Origin of the sequence: Mycolicibacterium frederiksbergense, assembly GCF_012223425.1 — a bacterium.
Taxonomy (GTDB): domain Bacteria; phylum Actinomycetota; class Actinomycetes; order Mycobacteriales; family Mycobacteriaceae; genus Mycobacterium; species Mycobacterium frederiksbergense.
Genome location: NZ_CP038799.1, coordinates 4,637,327 through 4,662,805, shown reverse-complemented (window position 1 = coordinate 4,662,805; position 25,479 = coordinate 4,637,327). Strand labels below are relative to the sequence as shown.

Sequence of the window (25,479 nt, the reverse complement as noted above, 5' to 3'; positions counted from 1 at the left end):
CCGAACTGTGACGCCCGGTGACGCAACAGCACTGACTCCGGTCCTGAGCCGGCACTGGGCGGACCCCGAATCCTGGACCCTGGCCTCCTATCGCGAGCACGACGGTTATGCGGCGCTGCTACGAGCATTGCGCATGGACCCCGACGAGGTCATCGACACGGTCAAACGTTCCGGCCTTCGGGGCCGGGGCGGGGCCGGATTTCCCACCGGGGTGAAATGGTCCTTCATCAAACAGGATTCGTCGGACCCAACCCCGCCGCCGCATTACCTGGTGGTCAATGCCGACGAATCCGAACCCGGTACGTGCAAGGACGTCCCGCTGATGCTGGCCGCCCCGCACCTGCTGATCGAAGGCACGATCATCGCCGCGTACGCGATTCGCGCCCACCATGCGTTCATCTATGTGCGTGGCGAGGTGGTACCCGTGGTGCGCCGCCTGCGACAAGCCGTGGCCGAGGCGTACCAGGGCGGCCATCTCGGCACGAATATTCATGGGTCGGGCTTCGACCTAGACATGGTGGTACACGCCGGTGCCGGCGCCTACATCTGCGGCGAAGAGACCGCCTTACTGGACTCCCTGGAAGGGCGGCGCGGACAACCTCGGCTCCGGCCGCCGTTCCCAGCCGAAGCCGGACTGTACGGGTGCCCGACGGTGGTCAACAATGTCGAATCGCTCGCCTCGGTGCCGTCGATACTGGCCAACGGGGATGAGTGGTTCCGCACCATGGGGACCGAGAAATCCCCCGGTTTCACCCTGTACTCGTTGTCCGGACACGTCACCTCCCCCGGTCAGTACGAGGCGCCGCTGGGCATCACACTGCGTGAACTCCTCGGTTACGCCGGCGGAGTGCGCGCCGGGCGCGCACTGAAATTCTGGACACCAGGTGGATCATCCACCCCCTTGCTGACCGCCGAACACCTCGACGTGCCCCTGGACTACGAGGGCGTCACGGCGGCCGGTTCGATGTTGGGCACCAAGGCCCTGCAGATCTTCGACAACACCACATGTGTGGTGCGTGCGGTCCGGCGCTGGACCCAGTTCTACGCGCACGAGTCGTGCGGGAAGTGCACACCATGCCGGGAAGGGACGTACTGGCTAACCCAGATCTACGAGCGTCTGGAACTCGGGTCCGCGACCTCGCAGGACCTGGGTGCGCTCGCCGAATCGCGGACAGCATCAACGGAAAGTCTTTCTGCGCCTTGGGCGATGGTGCGGCCAGCCCCATCGTGTCATCGCTGTTGCATTTCGGCGATGAATACCGGGCCCACATCACACTGGGTGGCTGTCCGTTCGATCCCGCGGAGTCCGCTTTGTTGGAGACACAGGAGTCGAGAATCTGATGACGGTAATCGAGCCAGTCCACGAAGCGCCGACCCGGGCGGCCGCGTCGGTGCACCTCACGATCGACGGGCAGGCGCTGACAGTTCCCGCGGGAACCCTGGTCATCAGAGCTGCCGAGCTTGCCGGTATCGAGATTCCGAGATTCTGTGATCATCCGTTGTTGGAGCCGGTCGGCGCCTGCCGGCAATGCCTGGTCGACGTCCAAGGTCAACGCAAGCCGCTCGCGTCATGCACCGCGGCCGTCGCGCCGGACATGGTGGTCAACACTCAATTGACCTCTACGGTCGCCGCGGATGCCCAGCGTGGCGTGATGGAACTGCTACTGATCAACCACCCGTTGGACTGCCCGGTATGCGACAAGGGCGGCGAGTGCCCGTTGCAGAACCAGGCGATGTCCGCCGGCCGCACCGAGTCTCGTTTCACCGATGTCAAACGAACCTTCGCCAAGCCGATCAACCTGTCCACGCAGGTTCTGCTGGACCGCGAGCGGTGCGTCCAATGCGCACGATGCACCCGATTCGCCGACCAGATCGCCGGCGATCACATGATCGACCTGATGGAACGCGGTGCCGCCCAACAGATCGGGATCGCCGAGGGTGAACCGTTCGACTCCTATTACTCGGGGAACACGGTGCAGATATGCCCTGTCGGTGCCCTGACCGGCGCAGCCTACCGATTCCGGGCCCGGCCTTTCGACCTGCAATCCACGCCCAGCGTCTGTGAGCACTGTGCGTCGGGGTGCGCTCAGCGCACCGACCACCGCCGGGGAAAAGTGGTGCGCCGGCTGGCAGCCGATGACCCTGAGGTCAACGAGGAGTGGAACTGTGACAAGGGGCGGTGGGCCTTCCACTATGCGACGCAGCCCGACAGAATCCGCGAACCGCTGGTCCGGGGCGAAGACGGCGAACTGATCGCGGCATCGTGGTCAGAAGCGCTGGCCACGGCGGCAGCCGGCCTTCGGCGGGCAAAGCAGCAGACAGGCGTTCTCGTCGGTGGCCGGGTCACCATGGAGGACGCCTACGCCTACGCGAAGTTCGCCCGAGTGGCGCTGGGCAGCAACGATATCGACTTCCGTGCTCGCGCACACTCTGCCGAGGAGACATGGTTTCTGTCCAACCGTATCGCCGGGCGCCCGCTGGACGTGACCTACGCCGATATGTCGGTCGCACCGGTGGTCTTGCTGGTCGGGCTGGAACCCGAAGACGAGTCACCCATTCTCTTCCTCCGGCTACGCAAGGCCGTGCGCAGCGGCGGCCTGCCGGTCTATTCGATCGGGCCCTTCGCCAGCCGTGGCCTCACCAAGATGGGCGGGCAGCTGCTGGCTGCCGCGCCAGGTGGCGAGAGTGCGGTCCTCGACGCGCTGCACCGCGGGGACGTTGCCGACCTGCTACGTTGCCGCGGCGCGGTGATCGTGGTCGGGGAACGCCTGTCCGCCAGCCCCGGTGCCCTGACGGCGGCCGCACGCCTGGCCGACGGCACCGGCGCAAAACTGGCCTGGATCCCGCGCCGCGCCGGCGAGCGCGGCGCACTGGAGGCGGGCGCGTTTCCCACGCTGCTACCCGGCGGGCGCCGCACCGGCCATCCTGGCCGCGATACCGGAGCCATCATCGGCGATGCCGCACAGGGGCACCTGGCCGCCCTGGTGATCGGCGGTGTAGAGCTCGACGATCTGACAGATCCGCAGACAGCCCGGCGAGCACTGCAGGAAACTCCGTTCGTATTGAGCCTTGAGGTCCGCGAGAGCACTGTCACGCGACACGCCGACGTCGTTCTCCCGGTGGCACCAGTCCAGGAGAAGTCCGGGACCTTCTTGAATTGGGAAGGGCGGCAACGTTATTTCGCCGCATCGATACCCGATACCGGAGCCATGTCCGATCTGCGGGTGCTCGACGCACTCGCCGCCGAAATGGGCGTCCCGCTGAGCCTGCCCGACGACGCCACCGCACGCGAGGACCTACGCCGACTCGGTGCGCGGCCCGCCGCGCAGTCCGTGAGTCCACCCGTACCGGCGCCCACCGGCGCCCGCCCGGGACCGGGGCAGGCCGTCCTGTCGACGTGGCGCGAACTTTTGGATGCCGGTCTGCTGCAGGACGGCGAACCGTTCCTGGCGGGCACAGCACGCGCCGCGGTGGCCCGGCTCTCCCCGGCCACTGCCGCTGAGATCGGGGTCGCTGAGCACGAAAAGGTGTCGATATCGACCGCCAGAGGTGCGATCACACTGCCCGTGAAGATCACCGATATGACGAATCGGGTGGTGTGGGTACCGATGAACTCATCCGGAAGTGCGGTCAATGCTCAACTCGGCGTCACCGCCGGAGCAGTGGTGAACATCGGGAGGGCCGGCTGATGCCTGTTGCCGATCTGAGCGCCTTCGGCCACGACACGTGGTGGCTGGTGCTACTGAAGGCGCTGGGAATCTTCGCATTCCTGGTGGTGACCGTCTTGGTGGCAATCCTGGTAGAACGTAAAGTCCTGGCCCGCATGCAGATGCGGCTCGGCCCCAACCGGGTGGGGCCGCGGGGCCTTCTGCAGTCGCTCGTCGACGGGATCAAGCTCGCCCTCAAGGAGGGGCTCATCCCTGCCCGCGCGGACAAGCCGACGTATCTGCTTGCCCCGATCATTTCCGTGGTGCCGGCGGTCATGGCCTTTGCGGTGATCCCCATGGGGCCCGAGGTTTCGATATTCGGGCACACCACCCCGCTGCAACTCACAGACATGCCGGTGGCGGTGTTGTACGTGCTCGCCGTGACCTCGGTCGGTGTCTACGGCATCGTGCTGGCGGGGTGGGCGTCCGGTTCCACCTATCCCCTGCTGGGTGGATTGCGTTCCGCGGCTCAGGTCGTGTCCTACGAGATCGCCATGGCTCTTTCGTTCGCCGCCGTGTTCGTGACCGCCGGCACCATGTCAACCTCGGGAATTGTCACCGCCCAACAACACACGTGGTTCGCATTCGTGTTGGCGCCATCGTTGCTCATCTATCTGACGGCGATGGTCGGAGAGACCAACCGCGCACCGTTCGACCTGCCCGAGGCCGAAGGTGAGCTCGTCGGAGGTTTCCATACCGAGTACTCGTCGTTGAAGTTCGCCATGTTCATGCTGGCCGAATACATCAACATGACCACGGTGTCCGCCCTGGCAACCACCTTGTTCTTCGGTGGATGGCAGGCGCCGTGGCCGCTGTCGATGATCCACGGAGTCAACCTCGGCTGGTGGCCGCTGCTCTGGTTCACCGCCAAGATATGGATCTTCCTGTTCTTTTTCATCTGGTTGCGCGGTACCTTGCCACGATTGCGTTACGACCAGTTCATGGCGCTGGGATGGAAGCTCCTGATCCCGGCCGCGCTGGCCTGGTTGATGGTCGTCGCTCTCTCGAGCAGCCTTCCCGATCAGGGAGCCCGTGTGCCGTGGACATCCCTGGCCGGCGCGGCGGCCATCCTCGCCGCCGTGTTGACCGCCACCTTGCGCACACGCGTGCGGGCACGGCGCGCCCGCGCCATCGACCCCATATCGGACCTCGTCGTGCACCGGAAGGAAATTGATGTCTAAGCTCGCCGGACTGGCCGGATTCGCCGTCACATTCAAAACCATGTTCAAAAAGACTGCCACCGAACATTATCCGGAGAGCAAGGCTCCGACCGCGCCGCGCTACCACGGACGTCACCAGCTCAACCGCTACGACGACGGTTTGGAGAAATGCATCGGCTGTGAATTGTGTGCGTGGGCGTGCCCGGCCGACGCCATCTTCGTCGAAGGCGCCGACAACACCGACGAACAGCGTTTCTCACCCGGTGAGCGGTACGGAAGCGTCTATCAGATCAACTATCTGCGTTGTATCGGTTGCGGGCTGTGCATCGAGGCATGCCCCACTCGCGCGCTGACGATGACGAACGACTACGAGATGGCCGATGACAACCGCACCGACCTGATCTATGGGAAGGAGGACCTGCTGGCGCCACTAATGCAGGGGATGACGGCACCACCACATCCCCTGGCGCCCGGCAGTACTGCCAAGGACTACTACGGTCGTCCGGAGCAGGCGTGACCACCCTGATGGCGGAGGCCCTCCCGGTCACCTCGGCCGGTGAAGCCGTGGCGTTCTGGACACTGGGTACCGTCGCGGTGGCAGGTGCGATCGGCACGGTGGCAGCCGTCCGCGCGGTGTATTCGGCAATGTTTCTCGGCATGACGATGATCACGCTGGCGGCGTTCTACGTGGCGCTCGACGCCGTGTTCCTCGGTGTCGTACAGGTTGTCGTTTACACCGGTGCTGTGATGATGCTGTTTCTCTTCGTGCTGATGCTCATCGGCGTCGACCTCTCCGAATCGCTCCGCGAAACGATTCGTGGACAACGTTGGGCATCGATTCTGGTGGCGATCGGGTTCTCCGTGCTGTTGGTTTCCGGCATCGGGCAATCAGCAGGAACCGAGCTGGTCGGTGCGCGGGAAGCGAACGCGGACGACAACGTCGCAGGCCTGGCGGTCCTGATCTTCACCCGTTACATCTGGGCCTTTGAACTGACAGGCGCATTGATGATCACCGCCGCGATGGCGGCTATGGTGTTGACCCATCGCGAGCGGTTCGAACGGCGTAAGACCCAGCGGGAGTTGGCCATCGAGAGATTCCGGCCCGGTGGGCGGCCGACGCCCCTACCCAGTCCTGGCGTCTACGCCCGCCACAATGCCGTCGACTTCCCCGCACGGCTGCCGGATGGATCCGGCGCTCCCGACTCCGTAGCCGGCAGCCTGCTCCCCCGCCGGGTGCCTCCGTCACAGACCCAGGCAGGCTCACAGCTTCGGCTGCAGTTGGTCACGGTGGTCTCCGCCGAGGCGCCGGTCTGGGTGGAGCGTTGGACAGACGCGGCGCCCAACGACGGTGAGACGTATCCGGGCTTCTCGGCGGAAGGCACCGACCGATGAATCATGACAACTACCTGTACCTCTCGGCGATCCTGTTCAGCATCGGCGCATTGGGAGTGCTCTTGCGGCACAACGTCATCGTCGTCTTCATGTGCGTGGAACTCATGCTCAATGCCGGCAACCTGGCCCTCGTCACGTTCTCCCGGGCACACGACAATCTCGACGGACAGATCGTGGCGTTCTTCACCATGGTGGTGGCTGCATGCGAGGTCGTCGTCGGACTGGCGATCATCATGTCGATATTCCGCACCCGCCGGTCTGCTGATGTCGACGCTGCCAGCCTGCTGCGGGGCTGACGACGTGGGACATCTGCTGTGGTTGTCGATCACGCTGCCTGCCGCGGGCGCCGTGTTGTTACTGCTGGGCGGAAAGCGCACCGACCGCTGGGGGCACCTCCTGGGCTGCGCGGCGGCCATCGCGTCCTTCGCGGTCACCGTACGGCTGTTCATCGGAATGCTGGACCGTCCCGTAGAGGACCGAACCATCAGCCGGTTGCTGTTCTCCTGGATTCCCGCCGACGCTCTGCAGGTGGACCTCGGATTGCACGTGGATCAGTTGTCGATGTGCTTCGCCTTGCTGATCACGGGTGTGGGATCGCTGATTCACATCTACTCGATCGGCTATATGGCCGACGATCCCTATCGGCGCCGGTTCTTCGCGTACCTGAACCTCTTCATCGCGGCAATGCTGCTGCTCGTACTGGCCGACAACTATCTGGGCTTGTACGCGGGCTGGGAAGCCGTCGGGCTGGCGTCCTATCTGTTGATCGGATTCTGGGATGCCAAGCCTGCCGCCGCCACCGCGGCGCGCAAGGCGTTTGTCATGAATCGAGTGGGTGACATCGGCCTGGCAGTGGCCCTGATGGTGATGTTCAGCGCCGTGGGATCGGTGTCCTTCGACGCCGTGTTCGGGGCCGCACCGGAGCTGGGGCACGGCACCCTGACGGTTATCGGCCTGTCATTGTTGTTCGCCGCATGCGGGAAATCCGCTCAGTTGCCGCTGCAGTCGTGGCTCGGTGATGCGATGGAAGGGCCGACGCCGGTCTCGGCCCTCATCCACGCGGCGACCATGGTGACCGCAGGGGTGTACCTCATCGTGCGGTCCGGGCCGGTGTTCGACCTGGCCCCGGCGGCACAGACCGCCGTGGTCACGGTGGGCGCCGCCACCTTGCTCTTCGGGGCCGTCATAGGCTGCGCCAAGGACGACATCAAGAAGGCACTGGCGGCCTCGACGATGAGCCAGATCGGCTATATGGTGCTGGCCGCGGGACTCGGTCCCGCCGGTTATCCGGTCGCGATCCTGCACCTGATCACCCACGGCTTCTTCAAGGCGGGCTTGTTCCTGGGCGCCGGCTCGGTGATGCACGCGATGGACGACAACGTGGACATGCGTCGGTTCGGCGGTCTGCGCAGAGTTCTCCCCGCCACCTTCGTGACATTCGGTTTGGGATATCTGGCCATCATCGGAGTGCCACCGCTGGCGGGGTTCTATTCCAAGGACGCCATCATCGAAGTCGCTTTCGCTGCGGGGGGGACACGCGGAGTGCTGTTGGGCGGCGCCGCACTGCTCGGTGCCGGTCTCACCGCGTTCTACATGACACGAATCATGCTGATGACCTTCGCCGGCCACAGGCGTTGGCCGGCCGACACGCATCCCCACGAAGCGCCGGCCACCATGCTCTTGCCGATGATCGTGCTGGCCATCGGGTCGGTATCCATGGGTGCACTACTGACTGTTGGTGGCACACTGCATGACTGGCTTGCACCCGTGGTGGGTGGAATCGACAACGAGACGCACGCCACCGCGTGGACCGTCACGGCGATGACGCTGGTCGCGGTCGCCGCGGGCGTTCTCATCGCCGTCCGAATTCATGCAGCACAGGGAGTGTCGGTTAATGCACCAGAGGGATCACCCGTGACCATCGCAGCCCGCCGTGATCTCTACGGTGACAGCTTCAACGAGGCGGCTTTCATACGGCCCGGCCGACGCGTCATCGCCATCGCCTCGGACGTCGGGGAACGAGGTATCAACGGCATAGCCCTGGGAATCGCAGCGCTCGTCAGTGGGGTGAGTGTCAGGCTGGGCCCGCTTCAGACGGGCTTCGTGCGGTCCTATGCGCTCAGTGTGTTCGTCGGCGCCGCCGCAGCGATCGCGACCATCGTCGGAATGAGGATCTGGTGAACGGCATCCCCTGGTTGACCGTCCTGTGGCTGGCCCCGGCTGTCGGCGCATGCATCGTCGTACTGGTGCCGTCCGACCGGCACACCTTCGCCAAATACCTCGGACTGGGCGCGGCGCTGACTCCGTTGGCGGTCTCGGCGGTGCTGACGTCGGGTTTCGACGCCACCGGGCAGCACTATCAGTTCGTCGAAAAGCACAGTTGGATACCGTCTTTCGGTGCCGCTTACATTGTCGGTGTCGACGGCCTCGCATTGTCGATGGTGGTCCTGACGGCGGGGCTGGTACCGCTGTTGATAGTCGCAGGCTGGAACGATGTACCCGCCGGAGGGCGCGCAGTTCATACCTACGTCGCACTGATACTCGCCGTCGAGGCAATGGCCCTGCTGACCTTCGTCGCTCTGGACGTGCTGCTGTTCTACGTGCTGTTCGAGGCAATACTGATTCCCACGTATCTGCTCATCGGGCGTTTCGGCGGTCCGGACCGCTCCCGCGCCGCGATGAAGTTCCTGCTGTACAACCTTGCGGGCGGGCTGATCATGCTCGCCGCAGTCATCGGGATGTACGTGATGACCGCATCGGGTGCCGCGAGTTTCGATATCCGCGACCTGGCTGGCGGCGAGCACGGATCGAGTACCACCTCCCGACTTCTCTTCGCCGGCTTCATGTTCGCATTCGCGGTCAAGGCTCCGATGTGGCCGCTGCACACGTGGCTTCCCGATGTGGTGGCAACAGCGAAACCGGCAACCGCGGTGCTGATCATGGCCATCGTGGACAAAATCGGGACATTCGGGATGATGAGGTACTGCTTGCAACTGTTTCCGGAAGCGGCCACGTACTTCCGGCCACTGATCGTCGGACTCTCGGTGATCGCGATCGTATATGGCGCAGTGCTTGCCATCGGCCAGACGGACATGATGCGGTTGATCGCCTATGCGTCGCTGTCCCACTTCGGGTTCATCACCCTGGGTATCTTCGCCATGACCAGCCAGAGCCAGAGCGGCGCCATCCTCTACATGGTCAATCACGGTGTTTCGACCGCCGCGATACTGCTCATCGCGGGTTTTCTGGTGTTGCGTGGCCGCACGCAGAGCATCGGCGGATACGGTGGTGTCCGGCAGGTGGCACCTGTCCTTGCCGGCACGTTCCTGGTCGCTGGACTCGCCAGCCTGGCACTGCCCGGACTGGCGCCGTTCGTCAGCGAGTTCCTCGTGCTGATCGGCACGTTCACCCGCTATCCGGTGATGGCGATCTGCTCGGCGCTGGCGCTTGTTCTTTCCGCGATCTACATCCTGTGGATGTACCAACGGATCATGACTGGGCCCGTCACCGACAACAGTAAGCGGGTCATCGACCTGCGTCCTCGGGAACTTGCGGTCTCGGCAACGCTTCTCGCAGTTCTGCTGGGATTCGGGGTCTACCCGAAGCCGGTTCTGGAGCTGATCGACCCGACGGTGGCCCACACGATGTTCATTGTCGGAGAACATGACCGCACACCCACGGCCGCGATGGCGGAGCATCCATGAGCATCCCCGCGCCCAGTATCGAGTACAGCTTGCTGATGCCGATGCTGATCATGCTCGGCACCGCGGTCACCGGCGTGCTCATCGAAGCACTTCTGCCCCGCTCGATCCGCTACCGCGCACAGCTTGCCGTCAGCGTCACCGGTATGGTCGCCGCCCTGGGCGCGGTGATCTCACTGACTGGGCACCGCAGCAGCGCCCTAGTCGGTTCAGTGGCCATCGATGGGCCCACGCTGTTCCTTCAAGGCGGCATCCTGGTGACCGGGCTCATCGCCATCGCCCCCGTCGCGCGGGGCCGCCTGGTCGCCTTCGCTCCGCAGGGCGCGCTGGCTCCGCGTAGTGCTGCCGAACGCACGGCAGCAGGTGCCGGCGTGATCCAAACCGAGATCTTTCCCCTTCTGATGTTCGCACTCAGCGGGATGTTGCTCCTCCCCGCAGCAGCAGACCTGTTGACGATGTTCGTCTCTCTGGAGGTCCTCTCGCTTCCGCTTTATGTGTTGTGCGGCTTGGCAAGTCGCCGCCGCGTCCTCGCGCAGGAAGCCGCGTTGAAGTACTTCTTGCTTGGCGCATTCTCCTCAGCCTTCTTCCTTTACGGCGTGGCATTGCTGTACGGCTACGCAGGCACGCTGAACCTGTCGGCTATCGCAAGCACGATCCAGCAGGGTGGTGGTGACACGACGATGGCGCTGATGGGTACCGCTCTGATCATGGTGGGACTGCTGTTCAAACTCGGAGCCGTGCCGTTCCACTCGTGGGTCCCCGACGTGTACCAGGGTGCCCCCACACCGATCAGTGGCTTCATGTCGGCCGGAACCAAGATCGCGGCGTTCGGGGCGCTGCTACGTCTGCTCCACGTCGCCCTGCCCGGCCTCATCGAGGCCTGGCGGCCGGTATTGTGGGCGGTCGCGATCCTCACCATGGTGGTCGGCAGTGTTCTGCTGGTCAGTCAGTTCGACATCAAACGGTTACTGGCCTACTCCTCGGTGGCCAATGTCGGCTTCATTCTCACCGGCGCAACGATGATTGCGGGGGGTCTGGCGCCGACGATGTTCTATCTCCTCGCCTACGGCATCAGCGCACTGGGCGCGTTCACTGTGGCGGGCCTCATCCACGGCCGCGGCGACACCGAGGACGCCGACATCACCCATTGGCGTGGCTTGGGGCGACGATCACCTTTCTTGGCCACCGCCCTGGCCCTGTTTCTGCTTGCCGCTGCAGGAATTCCGCTCACGAGCGGATTCATCGGCAAGTTCGGGGTCTTGAAGGCCGCACTGGACAACGGCGGCACGGCCCTGGTGCTGGTGGCATTGACGTGCAGCGTCATTGCGGCAGTCGCCTACTCACGGGTCATCGTCGTGATGTTCTTCGACGAACCCGGTGAAGGTACGGCAGTGCCGGCGCGGCCCGGGCCCCTGGCCGCCGTCGCTGTCGCGGCGGCGGCCGCGCTGACCGTGCTGCTCGGGATCGCACCTCAGACACTGTTGACGCTCGCCACCCAGGCAGCCGAGTTCCTGCACTGATCTGAAAGTCTCGACACCCGTGCGGACCCCCAATCGAGGGTCGTCTCGCCTCTGCTCAGCGGGCATGCTCACCAATGGAACTTCAGCCAGGACAAGGGATCGGAGCCAGCCCATGATCAATACCGAAGCAATCGCTTGCACCGTACCCGTACTGGTTGCGGGCGACAGGGTTCGGGTGTCGCAGGGCATACTCGGTCGCGTCGGCCGAGTCTCCTCGACGTCGCCGGGTTACATCTTCGTCCACTACGACGATGGCGCGCGCGAGCTCGTGGATCCCACGCGGCGCCAGATATGGCTCCTGCGATGACTTCTCAAGTCGGCAATGCGGCCCGCAGCACCGTGCATTGGGCAATTCTCTGGTGGCTGCTCCGAATAGCCGACGTGTTGGTGGTCGGCGGTATCTTCGCCGGATTGGTCTGGGGATTCGGCAAAGCCTGACCTCGGCACTCGTCACCGCTGCCATTGTTCACCGCCGGACATGGTGGGCGAAACCACCGAGGGGTCATCACACCCGTGATGACCCCTCGGGCCCACGCCACGCTGCGTGGACAGCTGCCGGCTGCGACTCGCATCGGAGATTTCGTTGTGCGTCAGCGCAATGCGGCGCGCAGACCCGCCGCGGCACCGTTGGCCTTGACCCGGTTGAGCAACGTTGCCTGGCCGTCGGATCGCCGATCCGGATCTCCCTGCCAGGCCGACAGAGCGGGCGACACCAGGGCGCGACCGAAGGAGAACGTCAGCGGCCACGGCGTGGAGTGCCGCTGCATCGCTGTCAAGTTGTCTGTCGCCCGCTCAGGATCCTGGCCACCGGACAGGAAGGCTACACCGGCCAAAGCTCCTGGCCACGAGCGCAACACTGTGACAGTGGCTTCGGCAACCTCTTCCGGGCTGGACACCCTGCCGTGGCCGTCACCCTCGATCACCATATTCGGCTTCAGAATGATCCCGGCCAGATCGACGTTCAACAATCCCAGTTCGGCGCGAACGGCGGTGTGCACCTCCTCGGTGACGTCCCGGCACACCGCGAGATTGTGGCTGCCATCCATCAACACCTCCGGCTCGACGATCGGAACGAGCCCCGCCTGCTGGCATGCGGCCGCGTAGCGGGCCAGTGCGTTCGCGTTCGATCGAATCGCGCCCTGGGTCGGCGTTTCGGAACCGATGGTGAATACGGCGCGCCACTTGGCAAAGGCAGCTCCCAATTTCGCATACTCGGCCAGTCGCGCCGGCAGGTCATCGAGGCCTTCGGTGATGGTTTCCCCGTCCAGGCCTGGGCAGGCCTTGGCACCGGTATCGACCTTGATACCGGCGAGAATTCCGAGTTCCCCGACTGCCTGCGGGAACGGCGTCCCGTCACTGAAGCTCTGCTTGAGCGTCTCATCACAGAAGATGATCCCGGAAATATCGTCGGACAACCCGGGCGCCGATGCGAGCATTTCCCGGTAGTAGCGCCGATTCTCTGCGGTCGGCTCCACTCGGTTGTCTTTCAGACGCTTCGACATCGTCGCGATGCTCTCGTCTGCGGCCAGAATACCTTTGCCGGGCGCCATCATTGCGGCTGCGATCTGTCGGCAGTTAGTCATGCGCGGTGTCCTTCTTCGGGTGTGGTTGACACAAGGACGCTATCCAGGTTCCGCGGCGCCGCCCTCACCTAGGAGGTGGATACCCAGGGGGATACAGTCAACTGAACACTTGATGGTCGGTGGGTAATTCTCAATAGACATGTTCACTGTTCGCTGCCACGATCGGAGTCATGAGCGAACGATGGAATGCAGGAGTGATCCCCTACGCAGAGATGGGCTACTGGCAGCCCGACTATGTGCCCAAAGATTCGGATGTGCTGTGCGCCTTTCGCATAACACCGCAGCCGGGCGTCCCGCCCGAGGAAGCGGGCGCCGCGGTCGCCGGTGAGTCCAGCACCGCGACGTGGACGGTGGTGTGGACCGATCGTCTCACCACATTCGAGCACTATCAGGCGAAGTGTTATCGCGTCGAAGCGGTTCCGAATACGCCTGGGCAGTGGATCGCCTGGATCGCCTACGATATCGACCTCTTCGAAGAAGGCTCGATCGCCAACCTCACGAGCTCGATCATCGGCAATGTCTTCGGCTTCAAACCACTCAAGGCGCTTCGCCTGGAGGATATGCGAATCCCGACCCACTACGTGAAGACGTTCCAGGGACCCGCACACGGAATCGTAATGGAACGTGAGCATCTCGGTAAGTTCGGGCGGCCGCTACTGGGCGCGACCACGAAGCCGAAACTCGGTCTTTCGGCCCGCAACTACGGCCGCGTGGTGTACGAGGCGTTGCGTGGCGGACTCGACTTCACCAAAGACGACGAGAACATCTGCTCCCAGCCGTTCATGCGGTGGCGCGACCGATTCCTGTTCTGCATGGAGGCCGTCAACAGGGCGCAGGCGGCGACCGGCGAAATCAAGGGCCACTACCTCAACATCACCTCGGGCACGATGGAAGAGATGTACGAGCGCGCGGAGTTCGCCAAAGAACTCGGCTCCGTGGTGGTGATGATCGACCTCACGATCGGATACACCGCAATCCAGTCGATGGCCAAGTGGGCCCGCGCCAACGGTGTGCTGTTGCACCTCCACCGCGCCGGGCACGGCACCTACACAAGGCAAAAGGCACATGGGATCAGTTTCCGGGTGATCTCGAAGTGGATGCGCCTGGCCGGCGTCGATCACATCCATGCTGGCACCGTGGTCGGCAAACTCGAAGGTGACCCGTACAGCACCGCCGGCTTCTACGACACGCTCCGGCTGGACAGCATTTCCGCCGACCCGGCCAAAGGTCTGTACTTCGACCAGGAATGGGCGTCGATGCCCGGCGTGATGCCCGTCGCCTCCGGCGGCATCCACGCCGGACAGATGCACCAACTGCTCCATTACCTGGGTGAAGACGTCATTCTGCAGTTCGGTGGCGGCACCATCGGTCACCCGATGGGTATCTCCGCAGGCGCCGAAGCCAACCGCGTTGCACTCGAAGCAATGCTCAAGGCGCGCAACGAAGGTCGCGATTTCTACGCCGAAGGTCCGGAAATTCTCAAGAAGGCGGCGTCGCGCAACCGAGCACTCGACACCGCGCTCGCCACATGGGGCGACATTTCGTTCAACTACGAATCAACCGACACTCCCGACGTCGTCGCGACGTCGACAAGTTCCTGAACCAGAGCGGAGAATGCACATGCGAATCACCCAGGGCACCTTCTCATACCTGCCCGACTTCACCGACGACGAGATCACCGCGCAAATCACCTACGCTTTGGACAACGACTGGCCGTTGTCGGTGGAGTTCACCGACGATCCGCATCCCCGAAATGTCTACTGGGAGATGTGGGGCTTGCCGATGTTCGACCTGAAGGACGCCGCCGGAGTGCTGCTCGAGGTCAATGCCTGCCGCACCGCCTACCCCAACGCCTATGTGCGTCTCAACGCCTATGACGCTCGTCTCGGCCGGCAGACCACCGCATTCTCCTTCATCGTGCAACGCCCGGCTGAAGAGCCGGGTTTCCGCCTCGACCGAGCCGAAGGTTCCGATCGCAGAATCGGATACACCACCTTCGCCTACGCCGCGACGAAACCGTCCGGCCAGCGATACGGCAATGACAACGATACCGACTGACATGGAGCCCGTCGATCGCCTATATACGATCGACGGGCTCCCCGTCCAGGTCAGTGCACAGGGTCCGCCGGACGGCCGGACGGTGGTGTTGCTGGACATGTCTCGCACCGCCGGATCCCCCTATCAGGAACTCAGGGACCGCTTGCACGTGGCGAAGGTGCAGACAGTCGGTATCAGCGCGCGTTCACCGCTGTCCGACAAAGCCATCGTTGCCATCCTTGACTCGCTGAGCATCCGCTGCGCGGTACTCGTCGGCGACGGGCGGTGCGCCGAGATCGCCTGGCTGACAGCGGCGCATCACCCGCAGCGCATTACGGGCCTGGTGGTGATCGACGGCGGCCATCCCGGAACCGCACACAATGACAGCGGGGACGCCCTCTGCCCGCAGGTCTTCGCCGACACGACAGCTCTGGTCAGTTCGCGCGGCGCCGGCTCGATTGCGCGTGCCAGCCGGCGCCACGTTCGCGGGGACTTCAGGATCGCTGATCTGGCCGGAACACGAGGTTCACGTCATTTCATCGCCCAGCTGAGTACCGAGATCGTGATGCACACCCTGTCGGTGTAGGACGATTCACGGTCACCTTGGCCGGTCGGTCGTCCACTTCTCTTCGACGTGCGCGTATTTCCACACCAACAGGGCCACGATCCATGTCGCAACGAAGACACCCACCACGACGAAGCCGACGATGTTGAGGTCGACGTCACCGACCCAGTCCCAGGCACCGCCGGTCCAGCCGAGCTGAGCGACCAGCACGCCGAGCAGCTCGATGCTTCCGACGATCAGGGCGATGGCGACCGACATTGCCGTGAGAGTCAGGTTGTAGTACACCTTGCGCACCGGCTCGGAAAGTGCCCACCCGTATGCGAGATTCATGAACGAGCCGTCGATGGTGTCAAGCAGGGTCATGCCCGCCGCGAACAGCACCGGCAGGCACAGTATCGCGTACCAGGGAACGCCGGCCGCCACACTGGTGCCCGCCACCACGAGAAGCGCGACCTCGCTGGCGGTGTCGAACCCCAGGCCGAAGAGCACGCCGAGCGGATAGGTGTGCCACGACTGCTTGATGGAGCGCGTGAACCTGCCGAGGTACCGGTTCAGGAATCCGCGGTTGTTGAGGTGCTCCTCCAGCTCGGAATCGTTGTACGTGCCATCCCGCATCTGAGTGAACACCCGAACGATGCCGACCAGGATCACCAGATTCGCGATCGCTATGACGTACAGGAAGATCCCGGAGACGGCGGTCCCGATCAACGCGGTGTAGTGATGCAGTGCCGAGGAGTCGTCTTGTACGGGTCCCACCACGGCCGTCACTCCGAAAGCCAACAGTGCCGTGAGTCCGAAGACCACAGTGGAGTGCCCAAGGGAGAAGAAGAACCCCACCGCGAGTGGGCGCTGTCCGTCGCCCATCAGTTTGCGGGTGGTGTTGTCGATGGCAGCGATGTGGTCGGCATCGAAGGCGTGCCGCATACCCAGTGCGTAGGCTGTCATCCCGATACCCACGCCCAGAACCTTGTCCCCCACGCTGTAATGCGCTGGAACGACAACGAGCAGCAACGTCAGCCAGCCCACCGCGTGTAGGGCGAAGATCGCGAGGAACATCGACGCCAAGCGCAGCCATTCCCTCGACGTCAGTGCGTCCCGCACGCTCGATGACCACAGGCGACGACGTTCAACTGCCCGATCGGCCATCCGTATTCCTCAAATCGTCCCCTGTCCGACATTCTCCCGACCGACGGTCGGCGCACGCTTATCGAGCCACCAGTTCGGCCTTCCGCCGCTCCACGATCCGCAAGATCATCGGGGTGAAAATGAGCTGCATGGCCAGATCCATCTTGCCGCCGGGGCACACGATGGTGTTCGGCCTCGACATGAACGAATCGTGCAACATGTCCAGCAGGTACGGGAAGTCGATGCCATGCGGGTCGCGGAATCTGATGATCAGCATCGACTCGTCGGCAGACGGAATGCTCCTGGCAATGAAGGGATTCGAGGTATCCACCACCGGAACGCGCTGGAAGTTGACATCGGTGTGGGAGAACTGCGGGCAGATGTAGTTCACATAGTCGGGCATTCGACGCAAGATGGTGTCCGTGACCGCCTCTGAGGTGTACCCCCGGACCACCCGGTCGCGATGCAGTTTCTGAATCCACTCCAGATTGATCACGGGGACGACACCGATCCGCAGATCGGCGTGCTGCGCGACGTTCACGGTGTCGGTGACCACCGCTCCGTGCAGCCCCTCGTAGAACAACACATCGGTATCCGGGGATATCTCCTCCCAGGACGTGAACGTGCCCGGTTCCTGTCCGTAGGGTTCTGCTTCGGCGTCGTCGTGCAGGTACTTGCGGAACTTGCCGGTCCCCTGTTCGGAGTAATTACGGAACAGATCCTCGAGTTCCTCGAACAGATTGGACGCCGGTCCGAAATGACTGAAGGTGTGATCGCCGCGCGCGTACGCCTCGGCAATCTCCGCCTTCATCTCGAGCCGGTCGAAACGGTGAAAGCTGTCGCCCTCGACATAGGCGACGTTGACACCCTCGCGACGAAATATCTGCTGGAAAGTACGCATCACTGAGGTGGTACCGGCTCCTGAGGACCCGGTGACCGAAACGATCGGATGTATGCGCGACATGGTCCTCAGCCCGCCACTTCACGGAACAGGCCACGGGTCCCGTACAACGGGAGTGTCGTGGGCGGTTCGTAGGGTTGATCGTGATAGGACGCGACCCGTGCCACCTCCTCGCTGGCACCGAAGACCAGCGAAATGCGTTGGTGGATATCAGTCGGGACGACATCCAGAACGCGCTGCCGGCCGGTGCTCGCGGAGCCACCGGCCTGCTCGATCAGAAGCGCCATCGGGTTCGCCTCGTAGAGCAACCGTAATCGTCCCGCTTTCGCCGGCTCTTTCGAGTCGCGCGGATAGAGGAACACTCCGCCGCGGGTCAGTATCCGATGCGTCTCGGCCACCAGTGAGGCCACCCAGCGCATATTGAAGTCCTTGCCCCGCGGCCCTGATCTGCCGGCCAGGCATTCTGACACATACTGCTGCACGGCAGGCTCCCAGAATCGCTGGTTCGACGCATTGATGGCGAACTCCCCAGTGGTGGCGGGAATCTTGATGGATTCACGGGTCAGGAAGAACTCGCCGAGACTGGGATCGAGCGTGAAAGCGTGTACCCCGGTACCCATCGAAAGAACGATCATCGTCGACGGACCGTAGATCGCGTAGCCGGCGCAGACCTGCTCGGTTCCCTGCTGTAAAAAATCCTCCCGCTCCGGCTCGGCACCGGGGTTCGGGGCACGAAGAATCGAAAAGATGCTCCCCACGGAGACGTTGACATCGATATTCGACGAGCCGTCCAGCGGATCGAACACGAGCAGGTACTTCCCGCGTGGGAAGCAGTCCGGTATCCGATACGGTTCCGCCAGCTCTTCAGAAACCATGCCGGCGACGTATCCGCTCCATTCCGTGGCCCGAAGGAAGTAGTCGTTGGCCAACACGTCCAGCTTCTGCTGGGTTTCACCCTGCACATTGACCTCGTCGGCGGAACCGAGGGCCCCGCCCAGTGCGCCTCCTGCCACCCGATTCGCGATCGCCTTACAGGCCAACGCGACATCCACCACGAGGCGGTTGAGTTCGCCCGACGCTCCGGGATGCCGTCGACGCTCTTCTATGAGAAATTGCACCAAGGTGGTGCGTTCAGTCAGCATGGCTCCGAGAATGACTCGCGGGAATATGTCAGCCATCCCCAATCTGGGTGGCGGCGCGGGTGGCTCATGGTCGGAGGGCAGACAGCCAGTCACACCACGCGTCGACGCCCGCACCCGTACGGGCACTGGTCTCGATCACGGCGACGCCCGGATTGACGGCCTTCAAGTTGGCGTGAAATGCCGCCAGGTCGTAGTCCAGATGAGGCAACAGATCCATCTTGTTCACCAACACCAGGTCCACGGACCGGAACATCACCGGGTATTTCAGAGGTTTCTCCTCGCCCTCGGTGATGGAGTACACCATGGCACTGGCATGCGATCCGACGTCGAATTCCGCGGGGCACACGAGATTTCCCACGTTCTCGATCACCAGGAGATCGAGGGCTTGCAGCGGAATACGTGGTAACGCCGAACGCACCATGGGGGCGTCGAGATGACATTCCCCGCCGAACCCGTCGGCGGTGTTGATCAGCGCTACTGCTGCGCCCAATCCGCTGAGTCGGTCGGCGTCGATACTGGTCTCGATGTCACCTTCGATGACTCCGGTGCGCAGCCGGCCCTGCAGTCGGCGCAGGGTCTCTGCGAGCAGTGTGGTCTTGCCGGCACCGGGCGAAGACATCAAGTTCACCGCCGTGACATCGGCCTCGTCGAAGTCACGCCGGTTGGCGGCCGCGGTCCTGTCGTTCTCCGCGAAGATGCTTTCCAGCACCACCACCCGGTCGGCTCCCGTCACGTATCCGGAGTGGTCGCCGTGCTCATGCACCGGATCCTGGTGGTCATGATCATGGTCATGATCGTGATCGTGATCGTGATCGTGATCGTGTTCGGTGCCGTCCTCGTGCCGATGAAATCTGCCCATGGGGTCATACCTCCGCCAAATCGAGTGAAGTGATCAGGAATTCGTCACCTTCGACCAGGTCGAGGTGTCCGTCCGGGCAACCGTCGCATGTGAGGACGGGTTGGTCGAGAATCTGCTCACGGCCGCACACGCCGCATCGGATCTTGGCCGGGACACGCTCGACCAGGAGTTCAGCACCTGCCAGATCGGAGCTTTCGGTCACCAGCGACCAGCAGTAGACCAGGGTCTCCGGGACGATCTGCCGCATTGCCCCGATCCGGACGTTGACCGCGCGGACAGTCCGCCCCTGCGCATGACTCTGCACGATGCGCACCATGGAATTGCAGATAGACAGTTCGTGCACCTTGCCCTCCTCAGATGAGCGACCATACACCGCAGAATGCGTCACTGCCGCAACGTTTCTGAAGGAGGAACCCCCCACCTCTTGCGGTACTCCGCGGCGAAACTGCCCAAGTGGTTGAAGCCCCACCGCGTCGCCACACCGGTGACCGTCACCCCATCCCCCGGCATCGCATCGGCAAGATCGTGATGCACCCGCTCGAGGCGTCGGTCACGCACGTAGGTCATCGGCGACATACCCAACTCGTCCCGGAAGCCCTGCTGGACGGACCGTACGCTCATATGGACGGCGCGGGCGATCGAATCCATGGTGATCGCCTCGGCCAGGTGTGCATCGATGTATTTCATCGCGTCGGCGACCACGGGGCGAACGGATTGTACGGCGGGGCGGACGAACTCCTCGTGGTATGTCGAAGGCTGAATATGCAGGAGACTGTTCATCAACAATTCCTCGATCCCGCTGATCCCGTGGCCGTGCTGCACCAGCGATCCCTCGTGGTAGACCTCGGTGTGCAGCAACTGCACTGCCGCGTGCCAGCGCACCGCCACCTCACTCGTCAGATCGAATTCCGGATGAAAGATGAGCGGCCGCGTCAGCCGACGACCGCGCAGCCGGATGAGGTATTCGCGCATCGCGGGCTCCTCGATGCGGAACAGCAATTGCGGTGAGTCCTCGTCGAGTTCCATCGTCAATGGCGAACCCGGGCTGGTCACCAGTGCACAGATTGTGGTCGCTTCGAACCGGTGTCCGTTGTGCGCGCACACCGCGCGTCCGTTCATCGGCATGTGCACGCCGAAGTACGGGCCCAGCACCGGTATCTCCAGCGTGGCGCGCACATGCAGGTCGACATACAGCATGCTGATATTGCGCAACCGCACCCCGTGCATGCTCGCCGCGAACCCCGAGTCCGCGCTCTCCACCGTTATGCGGCCGGGCGCGAGTGCCTTTCCCAGCAGGGCGGCGGCCTCCCGGACATTCTCGGTATAGAAGATCTCGGAGTTTGCCAGAGCTGGCGGCACACCGCGGGAACGCACCTTTCGCCGCACCGGGTTGCCGGTCCGGCGGGTGTCGATGAACCCGAGCCTGGTCAGCCGTGACATGACCGCAACCTAACTATTCCGCGGTAGACAAATGCACCGATCTGTCAAGAGTCTGCGGCGATCATTCAATATTCCGCGACCTATTGCGCGCATTTACGAGTCTATGTCTGCGTAATTCTCACAGGAATTGCGCTAATGCGATAGGCCCGCGCCCGTCCCCGGTCTACCGTGTGAGCACCGACACACTGAACGAGGAGGATTGAGTGGCTGTACACGCTGCGCTCGCACCGGGTGCCGGCGAGGCTGACCTCCTCGCCGAGACCCCGGGTGATCGACTGATCCAACGACTCGACGACCCTGGTGTCGCGTCATCGCTGTCGCTCATCCTCGATCACATTGATTTGCTGGCAATTCTCATCGTGTCGGTCGACGGGCTTGTCCGCCGCGCCGAGGTCATCGGCGACTCGGTATCGGCCACGGTCGCCGACGCCCGTCAGGGCCTGGTCGCCGCCACGGGCGAACGCTCCTTCCCCGATATCGACCTGGCCGCGCTCACCGATACGGTCACCCGGCTGGCGTCCGCGGCACTCGACGCCGCACCCGCCCTGGATCGGTTGCTGCACTCGGCACTGATCGACCCCCAGACCGCAGATGTGCTGGCTCAAGCCGGTGACGCGCTCTTGGAAGGAAAGAAGGCGGCCGAAGCCGATTCACGTGGCCCCAAGGGCGTCTTCGGCCTGATGCGGGTGACCAAGGATCCCGACGTATCACGAGGACTCGGCTTCATGATCCAGGTGGCACGCGCATTCGGTAAGCGGTTGGCGCCGCCCACCGACAGCCCGTAGCAGCGGTCCACATCGCTGACCGCGCACGCCCAAGAAGTCACCAAAACCATCAAACAACCTGAATCCGACAACCTTTCGAGAGGAGTTCCCATGGCGTCCGTGCTCTGGTTGCAAGGAGGCGCGTGCAGCGGCAACACGATGTCGTTCCTGAACGCCGAGGAACCCAACGTCGTCGACCTCATCGTCGACTTCGGACTGGATCTGTTGTGGCACCCGTCGTTGGGACTGGAGCTCGGCGCCAATGCCCAGAAGGTGTTCTGGGATTGCGCCCGCGGTGAGCGACCGCTCGACATCTTCGTCTTCGAGGGTTCGGTCATCGAGGCGCCGAACGGCACCGGCCGGATGGACATCTTCGCCGACCGGCCGATGAAGGACTGGGTCGTGGACCTGTGCAACGCCGCACAGATCGTCGTCGCGATCGGCGATTGCGCGTGCTGGGGCGGTATTCCGGCGATGGAGCCCAATCCGTCCGGATCCACCGGCCTGCAGTTCCACAAGCGCAAGAAGGGCGGCTTCCTCGGACCGAACTTCACCTCGAAGATGGGTTTGCCGGTGATCAATGTGCCCGGGTGCCCGGCCCATCCGGACTGGATCACCCAGATCATCGTCGCCCTGGCGACCGGTCGGGCCGGTGATATCACGCTCGACGAGCTGCACCGACCCGAGACCTTCTTCAAGACCTTCACCCAGACCGGTTGCACCCGTGTGCAATTCTTCGAGTACAAGCAGTCGACGATGTCCTTCGGTGAAGGCACCCGCACCGGCTGCCTGTTCTACGAATTCGGGTGCCGCGGGCCGATGACCCACTCACCGTGCAATCGCATCCTGTGGAACCGGCAGTCGTCGAAGACCCGGGCCGGCATGCCGTGCCTGGGCTGCACCGAACCCGAGTTCCCCCATTTCGACCTGGCCCCCGGCACGGTGTTCAAGACCCAGAAGGTCAGCGGGATGATCCCCAAGGAGGTCCCGGAGGGAAGCGACCACTTGACCTACATGGCGCACGCCGCCGCGGCCCGCATCGCGGCACCGCAGTGGTCCAAAGAAGACATGTTCGTCGTCTAACAACGCCCAGCCGCAGCCCCAGAACCGAAGTCTCGAAAGGACACCCATGACCGCGCTCGATCTTTTTGTCAGCCCACTCGGGCGCGTCGAGGGTGACCTCGACGTGCGCGTGACCATAGAAGACGGAGTGGTCACGTCGGCGTGGACCGAGGCCGCCATGTTCCGTGGCTTCGAGATCATTCTCCGCGGCAAAGATCCGCAAGCCGGCCTGGTCGTCTGCCCACGGATCTGCGGCATATGTGGCGGCAGTCACCTGTACAAGTCGGCCTATGCTCTCGACACCGCCTGGCGCACGCATATGCCACCCAACGCGACACTGATCCGCAACATCTGCCAGGCCGCCGAGACGTTGCAGTCCATTCCGCGCTACTTCTACGCGCTGTTCGCCATCGACCTGACCAACAAGAACTACGCGAAGTCGAAGCTGTACGCCGAATCGGTGCGCCGGTTCGCACCCTACGTCGGTACCAGCTATCAACCCGGTGTGGTGCTGTCGGCCAAACCCGTTGAGGTGTACGCCATCTTCGGCGGCCAGTGGCCGCACTCCAGCTTCATGGTGCCCGGCGGAGTGATGTGCGCTCCGACCTTGTCCGATGTGACCCGTTCGATCGCCATCCTGGAGCATTGGAAGGACAACTGGCTGGAAAAGCAGTGGCTTGGCTGCTCGGTCGACCGTTGGCTGGAGAACAAGACCTGGGAAGACATCCTGGAATGGGTCGACGAGAACGAAGAACAGCACAACAGCGACTGCGGTTTCTTCATCCGGTTCTGCCTGGATGTCGGCCTGGACAAATACGGTCAGGGGGTCGGCAATTACATTGCCACGGGCACCTATTTCGAACCGTCGCTCTATGAGAACCCGACCATCGATGGGCGCAACGACGCGCTGATCGGCCGGTCCGGGATTTTCGCCGGCGGCAAGTGGACCGAGTTCGACCAGGCCAGGGTCACCGAGGATGTGACACATTCCTTCTACGAAGGCGACCGTCCGCTGCATCCGTTCGACGGGGAGACCATTCCCGTCGACCCGGAGGCCGGACGTAAACAGGGCAAGTACAGCTGGGCGAAGTCACCGCGTTACGACGTGCCGGATCTGGGCACGGTCCCCCTGGAGGCCGGGCCGCTGGCACGCCGGCTGGCCGCCGGCGGCCCCAATCCCGCTGCGCACCAGGACAACGACCCCCTGTTCGTCGACCTGTACAACAAGATCGGGCCCAGCGTGTTCGTCCGTCAGCTGGCCCGCATGCATGAGGCGCCGAAGTACTACAAGTGGACTCGGGAATGGCTCAACCAGCTCGACCTCAAGGAGAGCTTCTACACCAAGCCCACTGAGCACGCCGAGGGCAAAGGCTTCGGTTCCACCGAGGCGGCCCGCGGGTCGCTGTCGGACTGGATCGTCATCGAGGACAACAAGATCAAGAACTATCAGGTCGTCACGCCGACCGCCTGGAACATCGGGCCGCGCGACGGCGAGTCGGTGCTCGGCCCGATCGAGAACGCCTTGGTCGGCTCCCCGATCGTCGACGTGGACGATCCGGTGGAACTGGGACACGTGGCCCGTAGCTTCGACTCCTGCCTGGTGTGCACGGTGCACGCCTACGACGGGAAAACGGGCCGCGAGCTGTCGAAGTTTGTCATCAACGGAATGGTGTGAGTCCCACGTCAACAACCCCGGACGGCACGCATGCCGGTGAGTCGGATCCACTGCTCGACCCACCGGGATGCGACGTGCTGGTTGTCGGGTGCGGAAACCTGTTGCGCGGTGACGACGGAGTCGGCCCCATCCTGGTCCGTCACCTGTGGGAACGCGGTATGCCCGAAGGACTTCGGATCGTCGACGGCGGCACCGCGGGAATGGATGTCGCGTTCCAGATGCGCGGTGCGGGCAAGGTGGTCATCATCGACGCATCGGCCACCGGCGCCGCGGCCGGAACCACGTACCGCGTCCCGGGTGCCGAGCTCGCCGAGCTGCCACCGCTGCAGGGCCTCCATACGCACTCGTTCCGTTGGGACCATGCCATCGCGTTCGCACGCTGGGCGCTGGGCGACGCATGCCCCACCGACATCACCGTCTTCCTCATCGAGGCTGCCGATGTGTCGTTCGGAGCCGACCTGTCACCGGCGGTGACCACGGCCATGGAGCAGGTGATCGAAATACTCGAATCCGAATACATTTCACCGTTGCGACCGGTCGACCCCGACGAGACCACCGTCGAATTCACCGAGGACGGCTACCTGCGTCTGGGGGCACAGCTGTCCGCGGCCCGGTTCCCGTCACACGTGGCGGCCGGAATGGTGCGCGACGAGCAACTCTGGTTGTTGCCGCTGCGCGGGCCGCGTAGCGGCGGGCTGCTGCTCAAACAGCGCACCCCCGCCGGCGACCGCGCCCTGCTGGTGCGCGAGCTGCTCGACGACAGCATTCCCGCCGGCACCCGTCAGGCCTTCTGGGACGACGCGCAGGGCGCGCTGCGCATCCCGTTGGAGCACCAGAAGTGCTGAT

Annotated in this window: 22 protein-coding genes and 2 pseudogenes; 17 read left to right on the top strand and 7 right to left on the bottom strand. The window is 63.7% G+C overall.

The features are described from left to right. Positions 1 to 7 precede the first annotated feature (7 nt). The 10 genes and pseudogenes from nuoF (at position 8) to EXE63_RS33325 (ending at position 11,918) form a co-directional block, all read left to right on the top strand. A pseudogene (nuoF, locus tag EXE63_RS25655) lies at positions 8 to 1,341 on the top strand (NADH-quinone oxidoreductase subunit NuoF). Continuing rightward, positions 1,341 to 3,689 (top strand): NADH-quinone oxidoreductase subunit G, encoded by a 2,349-nt coding sequence (locus EXE63_RS25650; RefSeq protein ID WP_168144255.1) that lies wholly within the window; start codon positions 1,341 to 1,343, stop codon positions 3,687 to 3,689. The pseudogene nuoF and the gene EXE63_RS25650 overlap by 1 nt, the downstream one beginning before the upstream one ends. Continuing rightward, entirely contained in the window at positions 3,689 to 4,888 is a 1,200-nt protein-coding gene (nuoH, locus tag EXE63_RS25645) for an NADH-quinone oxidoreductase subunit NuoH (RefSeq protein ID WP_168144254.1), read from the top strand. Before EXE63_RS25650 ends, nuoH begins: the two co-directional genes overlap by 1 nt. Next, positions 4,881 to 5,384 carry an NADH-quinone oxidoreductase subunit NuoI gene (nuoI, locus tag EXE63_RS25640; RefSeq protein WP_168144253.1) on the top strand — a complete coding sequence of 168 codons (504 nt, stop codon included), beginning with the start codon at positions 4,881 to 4,883 and terminating at the stop codon, positions 5,382 to 5,384. Before nuoH ends, nuoI begins: the two co-directional genes overlap by 8 nt. A gap of 8 nt (positions 5,385 to 5,392) precedes the next feature. After that, a pseudogene (locus EXE63_RS25635) lies at positions 5,393 to 6,118 on the top strand (NADH-quinone oxidoreductase subunit J); the annotation flags it as partial. A gap of 137 nt (positions 6,119 to 6,255) precedes the next feature. Then, positions 6,256 to 6,555 (top strand): NADH-quinone oxidoreductase subunit NuoK, encoded by a 300-nt coding sequence (gene nuoK, locus EXE63_RS25630; RefSeq protein ID WP_168144252.1) that lies wholly within the window; start codon positions 6,256 to 6,258, stop codon positions 6,553 to 6,555. A gap of 4 nt (positions 6,556 to 6,559) precedes the next feature. Beyond that, positions 6,560 to 8,440: an NADH-quinone oxidoreductase subunit L gene (gene nuoL, locus EXE63_RS25625; protein ID WP_210000003.1), complete on the top strand. Its 1,881-nt coding sequence runs from the start codon at positions 6,560 to 6,562 to the stop codon at positions 8,438 to 8,440. After that, positions 8,434 to 9,963 carry an NADH-quinone oxidoreductase subunit M gene (locus tag EXE63_RS25620; protein ID WP_210000897.1) on the top strand — a complete coding sequence of 510 codons (1,530 nt, stop codon included), beginning with the start codon at positions 8,434 to 8,436 and terminating at the stop codon, positions 9,961 to 9,963. Before nuoL ends, EXE63_RS25620 begins: the two co-directional genes overlap by 7 nt. Beyond that, positions 9,960 to 11,480: an NADH-quinone oxidoreductase subunit NuoN gene (nuoN, locus tag EXE63_RS25615; RefSeq protein WP_168144249.1), complete on the top strand. Its 1,521-nt coding sequence runs from the start codon at positions 9,960 to 9,962 to the stop codon at positions 11,478 to 11,480. Before EXE63_RS25620 ends, nuoN begins: the two co-directional genes overlap by 4 nt. Positions 11,481 to 11,783: 303 nt before the next feature. Then, positions 11,784 to 11,918, top strand: a complete 135-nt coding sequence (locus EXE63_RS33325; RefSeq protein ID WP_272955794.1) for a hypothetical protein — start codon at positions 11,784 to 11,786, stop codon at positions 11,916 to 11,918. Positions 11,919 to 12,070: 152 nt separating this feature from the next. On the opposite strand, the gene EXE63_RS25610 is transcribed toward EXE63_RS33325, so the two are convergent. Next, the gene (locus EXE63_RS25610) at positions 12,071 to 13,033 is read right to left on the bottom strand and encodes a class I fructose-bisphosphate aldolase (protein ID WP_234904266.1); all 963 of its coding nucleotides are present in this window, start codon (positions 13,031 to 13,033) and stop codon (positions 12,071 to 12,073) included. 200 nt (positions 13,034 to 13,233) lie between these two features. Between EXE63_RS25610 and EXE63_RS25605 the strand changes: the two genes are divergently transcribed. The 3 genes from EXE63_RS25605 to EXE63_RS25595 are packed head-to-tail and all read left to right on the top strand — an operon-like array spanning position 13,234 to position 15,686. Further along, on the top strand, positions 13,234 to 14,664 hold the full coding sequence (locus tag EXE63_RS25605) for a form I ribulose bisphosphate carboxylase large subunit (RefSeq protein WP_168144247.1): 1,431 nt from the start codon (positions 13,234 to 13,236) through the stop codon (positions 14,662 to 14,664). 19 nt (positions 14,665 to 14,683) lie between these two features. Beyond that, complete coding sequence (locus tag EXE63_RS25600) at positions 14,684 to 15,121, top strand: ribulose bisphosphate carboxylase small subunit (protein ID WP_168144246.1); 438 nt, start codon at positions 14,684 to 14,686, stop codon at positions 15,119 to 15,121. A 1-nt stretch (position 15,122) separates the two neighbouring features. Further along, entirely contained in the window at positions 15,123 to 15,686 is a 564-nt protein-coding gene (locus EXE63_RS25595) for an alpha/beta fold hydrolase (RefSeq protein ID WP_168144245.1), read from the top strand. A gap of 12 nt (positions 15,687 to 15,698) precedes the next feature. On the opposite strand, the gene nicT is transcribed toward EXE63_RS25595, so the two are convergent. The 6 genes from nicT to EXE63_RS25565 form a co-directional block, all read right to left on the bottom strand. Beyond that, entirely contained in the window at positions 15,699 to 16,811 is a 1,113-nt protein-coding gene (nicT, locus tag EXE63_RS25590; RefSeq protein ID WP_168144244.1) for a Nickel transporter NicT, read from the bottom strand. Between the two features lie 58 nt (positions 16,812 to 16,869). After that, a complete protein-coding gene (locus EXE63_RS25585) occupies positions 16,870 to 17,754 on the bottom strand; it encodes a phosphoribulokinase (protein WP_149442813.1) in 885 nt (294 codons plus the stop codon). 5 nt (positions 17,755 to 17,759) lie between these two features. Next, positions 17,760 to 18,833 carry a class 1 fructose-bisphosphatase gene (locus EXE63_RS25580; RefSeq protein ID WP_168144243.1) on the bottom strand — a complete coding sequence of 358 codons (1,074 nt, stop codon included), beginning with the start codon at positions 18,831 to 18,833 and terminating at the stop codon, positions 17,760 to 17,762. A 64-nt stretch (positions 18,834 to 18,897) separates the two neighbouring features. Next, the gene (gene hypB / locus EXE63_RS25575) at positions 18,898 to 19,692 is read right to left on the bottom strand and encodes a hydrogenase nickel incorporation protein HypB (protein WP_168144242.1); all 795 of its coding nucleotides are present in this window, start codon (positions 19,690 to 19,692) and stop codon (positions 18,898 to 18,900) included. A 4-nt stretch (positions 19,693 to 19,696) separates the two neighbouring features. Then, positions 19,697 to 20,080: a hydrogenase maturation nickel metallochaperone HypA gene (locus tag EXE63_RS25570; protein WP_234904265.1), complete on the bottom strand. Its 384-nt coding sequence runs from the start codon at positions 20,078 to 20,080 to the stop codon at positions 19,697 to 19,699. After that, entirely contained in the window at positions 20,077 to 21,132 is a 1,056-nt protein-coding gene (locus EXE63_RS25565; RefSeq protein WP_168144241.1) for an AraC family transcriptional regulator, read from the bottom strand. The genes EXE63_RS25570 and EXE63_RS25565 overlap by 4 nt, the downstream gene beginning before the upstream one ends. Before the next feature lie 203 nt (positions 21,133 to 21,335). Between EXE63_RS25565 and EXE63_RS25560 the strand changes: the two genes are divergently transcribed. From EXE63_RS25560 to EXE63_RS25545, 4 genes are all read left to right on the top strand, one after another. After that, positions 21,336 to 21,917, top strand: coding sequence for a DUF1641 domain-containing protein (locus tag EXE63_RS25560; protein ID WP_168144240.1), 582 nt, complete (start codon positions 21,336 to 21,338; stop codon positions 21,915 to 21,917). Between the two features lie 90 nt (positions 21,918 to 22,007). Further along, the gene (locus tag EXE63_RS25555) at positions 22,008 to 22,979 is read left to right on the top strand and encodes an NADH-quinone oxidoreductase subunit B family protein (RefSeq protein WP_090363759.1); all 972 of its coding nucleotides are present in this window, start codon (positions 22,008 to 22,010) and stop codon (positions 22,977 to 22,979) included. A gap of 46 nt (positions 22,980 to 23,025) precedes the next feature. Next, positions 23,026 to 24,633 (top strand): nickel-dependent hydrogenase large subunit, encoded by a 1,608-nt coding sequence (locus EXE63_RS25550; protein WP_168144239.1) that lies wholly within the window; start codon positions 23,026 to 23,028, stop codon positions 24,631 to 24,633. Next, positions 24,630 to 25,478 carry a hydrogenase maturation protease gene (locus EXE63_RS25545; RefSeq protein ID WP_168144238.1) on the top strand — a complete coding sequence of 283 codons (849 nt, stop codon included), beginning with the start codon at positions 24,630 to 24,632 and terminating at the stop codon, positions 25,476 to 25,478. The genes EXE63_RS25550 and EXE63_RS25545 overlap by 4 nt, the downstream gene beginning before the upstream one ends. The last annotated feature ends 1 nt before the right edge of the window (position 25,479 follow it).

Bases quoted from the DNA above. Each gene is read 5' to 3' on its own strand.
- nicT (WP_168144244.1), bottom strand. From the start codon at position 16,811: ATGGCCGATCGGGCAGTTGAACGTCGTCGCCTGTGGTCATCGAGCGTG.
- EXE63_RS25605 (WP_168144247.1), top strand. From the start codon at position 13,234: ATGAGCGAACGATGGAATGCAGGAGTGATCCCCTACGCAGAGATGGGC.
- EXE63_RS25555 (WP_090363759.1), top strand. From the start codon at position 22,008: ATGGCGTCCGTGCTCTGGTTGCAAGGAGGCGCGTGCAGCGGCAACACG.
- nuoH (WP_168144254.1), top strand. From the start codon at position 3,689: ATGCCTGTTGCCGATCTGAGCGCCTTCGGCCACGACACGTGGTGGCTG.
- nuoI (WP_168144253.1), top strand. From the start codon at position 4,881: ATGTCTAAGCTCGCCGGACTGGCCGGATTCGCCGTCACATTCAAAACC.
- EXE63_RS25585 (WP_149442813.1), bottom strand. From the start codon at position 17,754: ATGTCGCGCATACATCCGATCGTTTCGGTCACCGGGTCCTCAGGAGCC.
- EXE63_RS25610 (WP_234904266.1), bottom strand. From the start codon at position 13,033: ATGATGGCGCCCGGCAAAGGTATTCTGGCCGCAGACGAGAGCATCGCG.
- EXE63_RS33325 (WP_272955794.1), top strand. From the start codon at position 11,784: ATGACTTCTCAAGTCGGCAATGCGGCCCGCAGCACCGTGCATTGGGCA.
- EXE63_RS25600 (WP_168144246.1), top strand. From the start codon at position 14,684: ATGCGAATCACCCAGGGCACCTTCTCATACCTGCCCGACTTCACCGAC.
- EXE63_RS25650 (WP_168144255.1), top strand. From the start codon at position 1,341: ATGACGGTAATCGAGCCAGTCCACGAAGCGCCGACCCGGGCGGCCGCG.
- EXE63_RS25595 (WP_168144245.1), top strand. From the start codon at position 15,123: ATGGAGCCCGTCGATCGCCTATATACGATCGACGGGCTCCCCGTCCAG.
- EXE63_RS25550 (WP_168144239.1), top strand. From the start codon at position 23,026: ATGACCGCGCTCGATCTTTTTGTCAGCCCACTCGGGCGCGTCGAGGGT.
- EXE63_RS25565 (WP_168144241.1), bottom strand. From the start codon at position 21,132: ATGTCACGGCTGACCAGGCTCGGGTTCATCGACACCCGCCGGACCGGC.
- EXE63_RS25580 (WP_168144243.1), bottom strand. From the start codon at position 18,833: ATGCTGACTGAACGCACCACCTTGGTGCAATTTCTCATAGAAGAGCGT.
- hypB (WP_168144242.1), bottom strand. From the start codon at position 19,692: ATGGGCAGATTTCATCGGCACGAGGACGGCACCGAACACGATCACGAT.
- nuoK (WP_168144252.1), top strand. From the start codon at position 6,256: ATGAATCATGACAACTACCTGTACCTCTCGGCGATCCTGTTCAGCATC.
- nuoN (WP_168144249.1), top strand. From the start codon at position 9,960: ATGAGCATCCCCGCGCCCAGTATCGAGTACAGCTTGCTGATGCCGATG.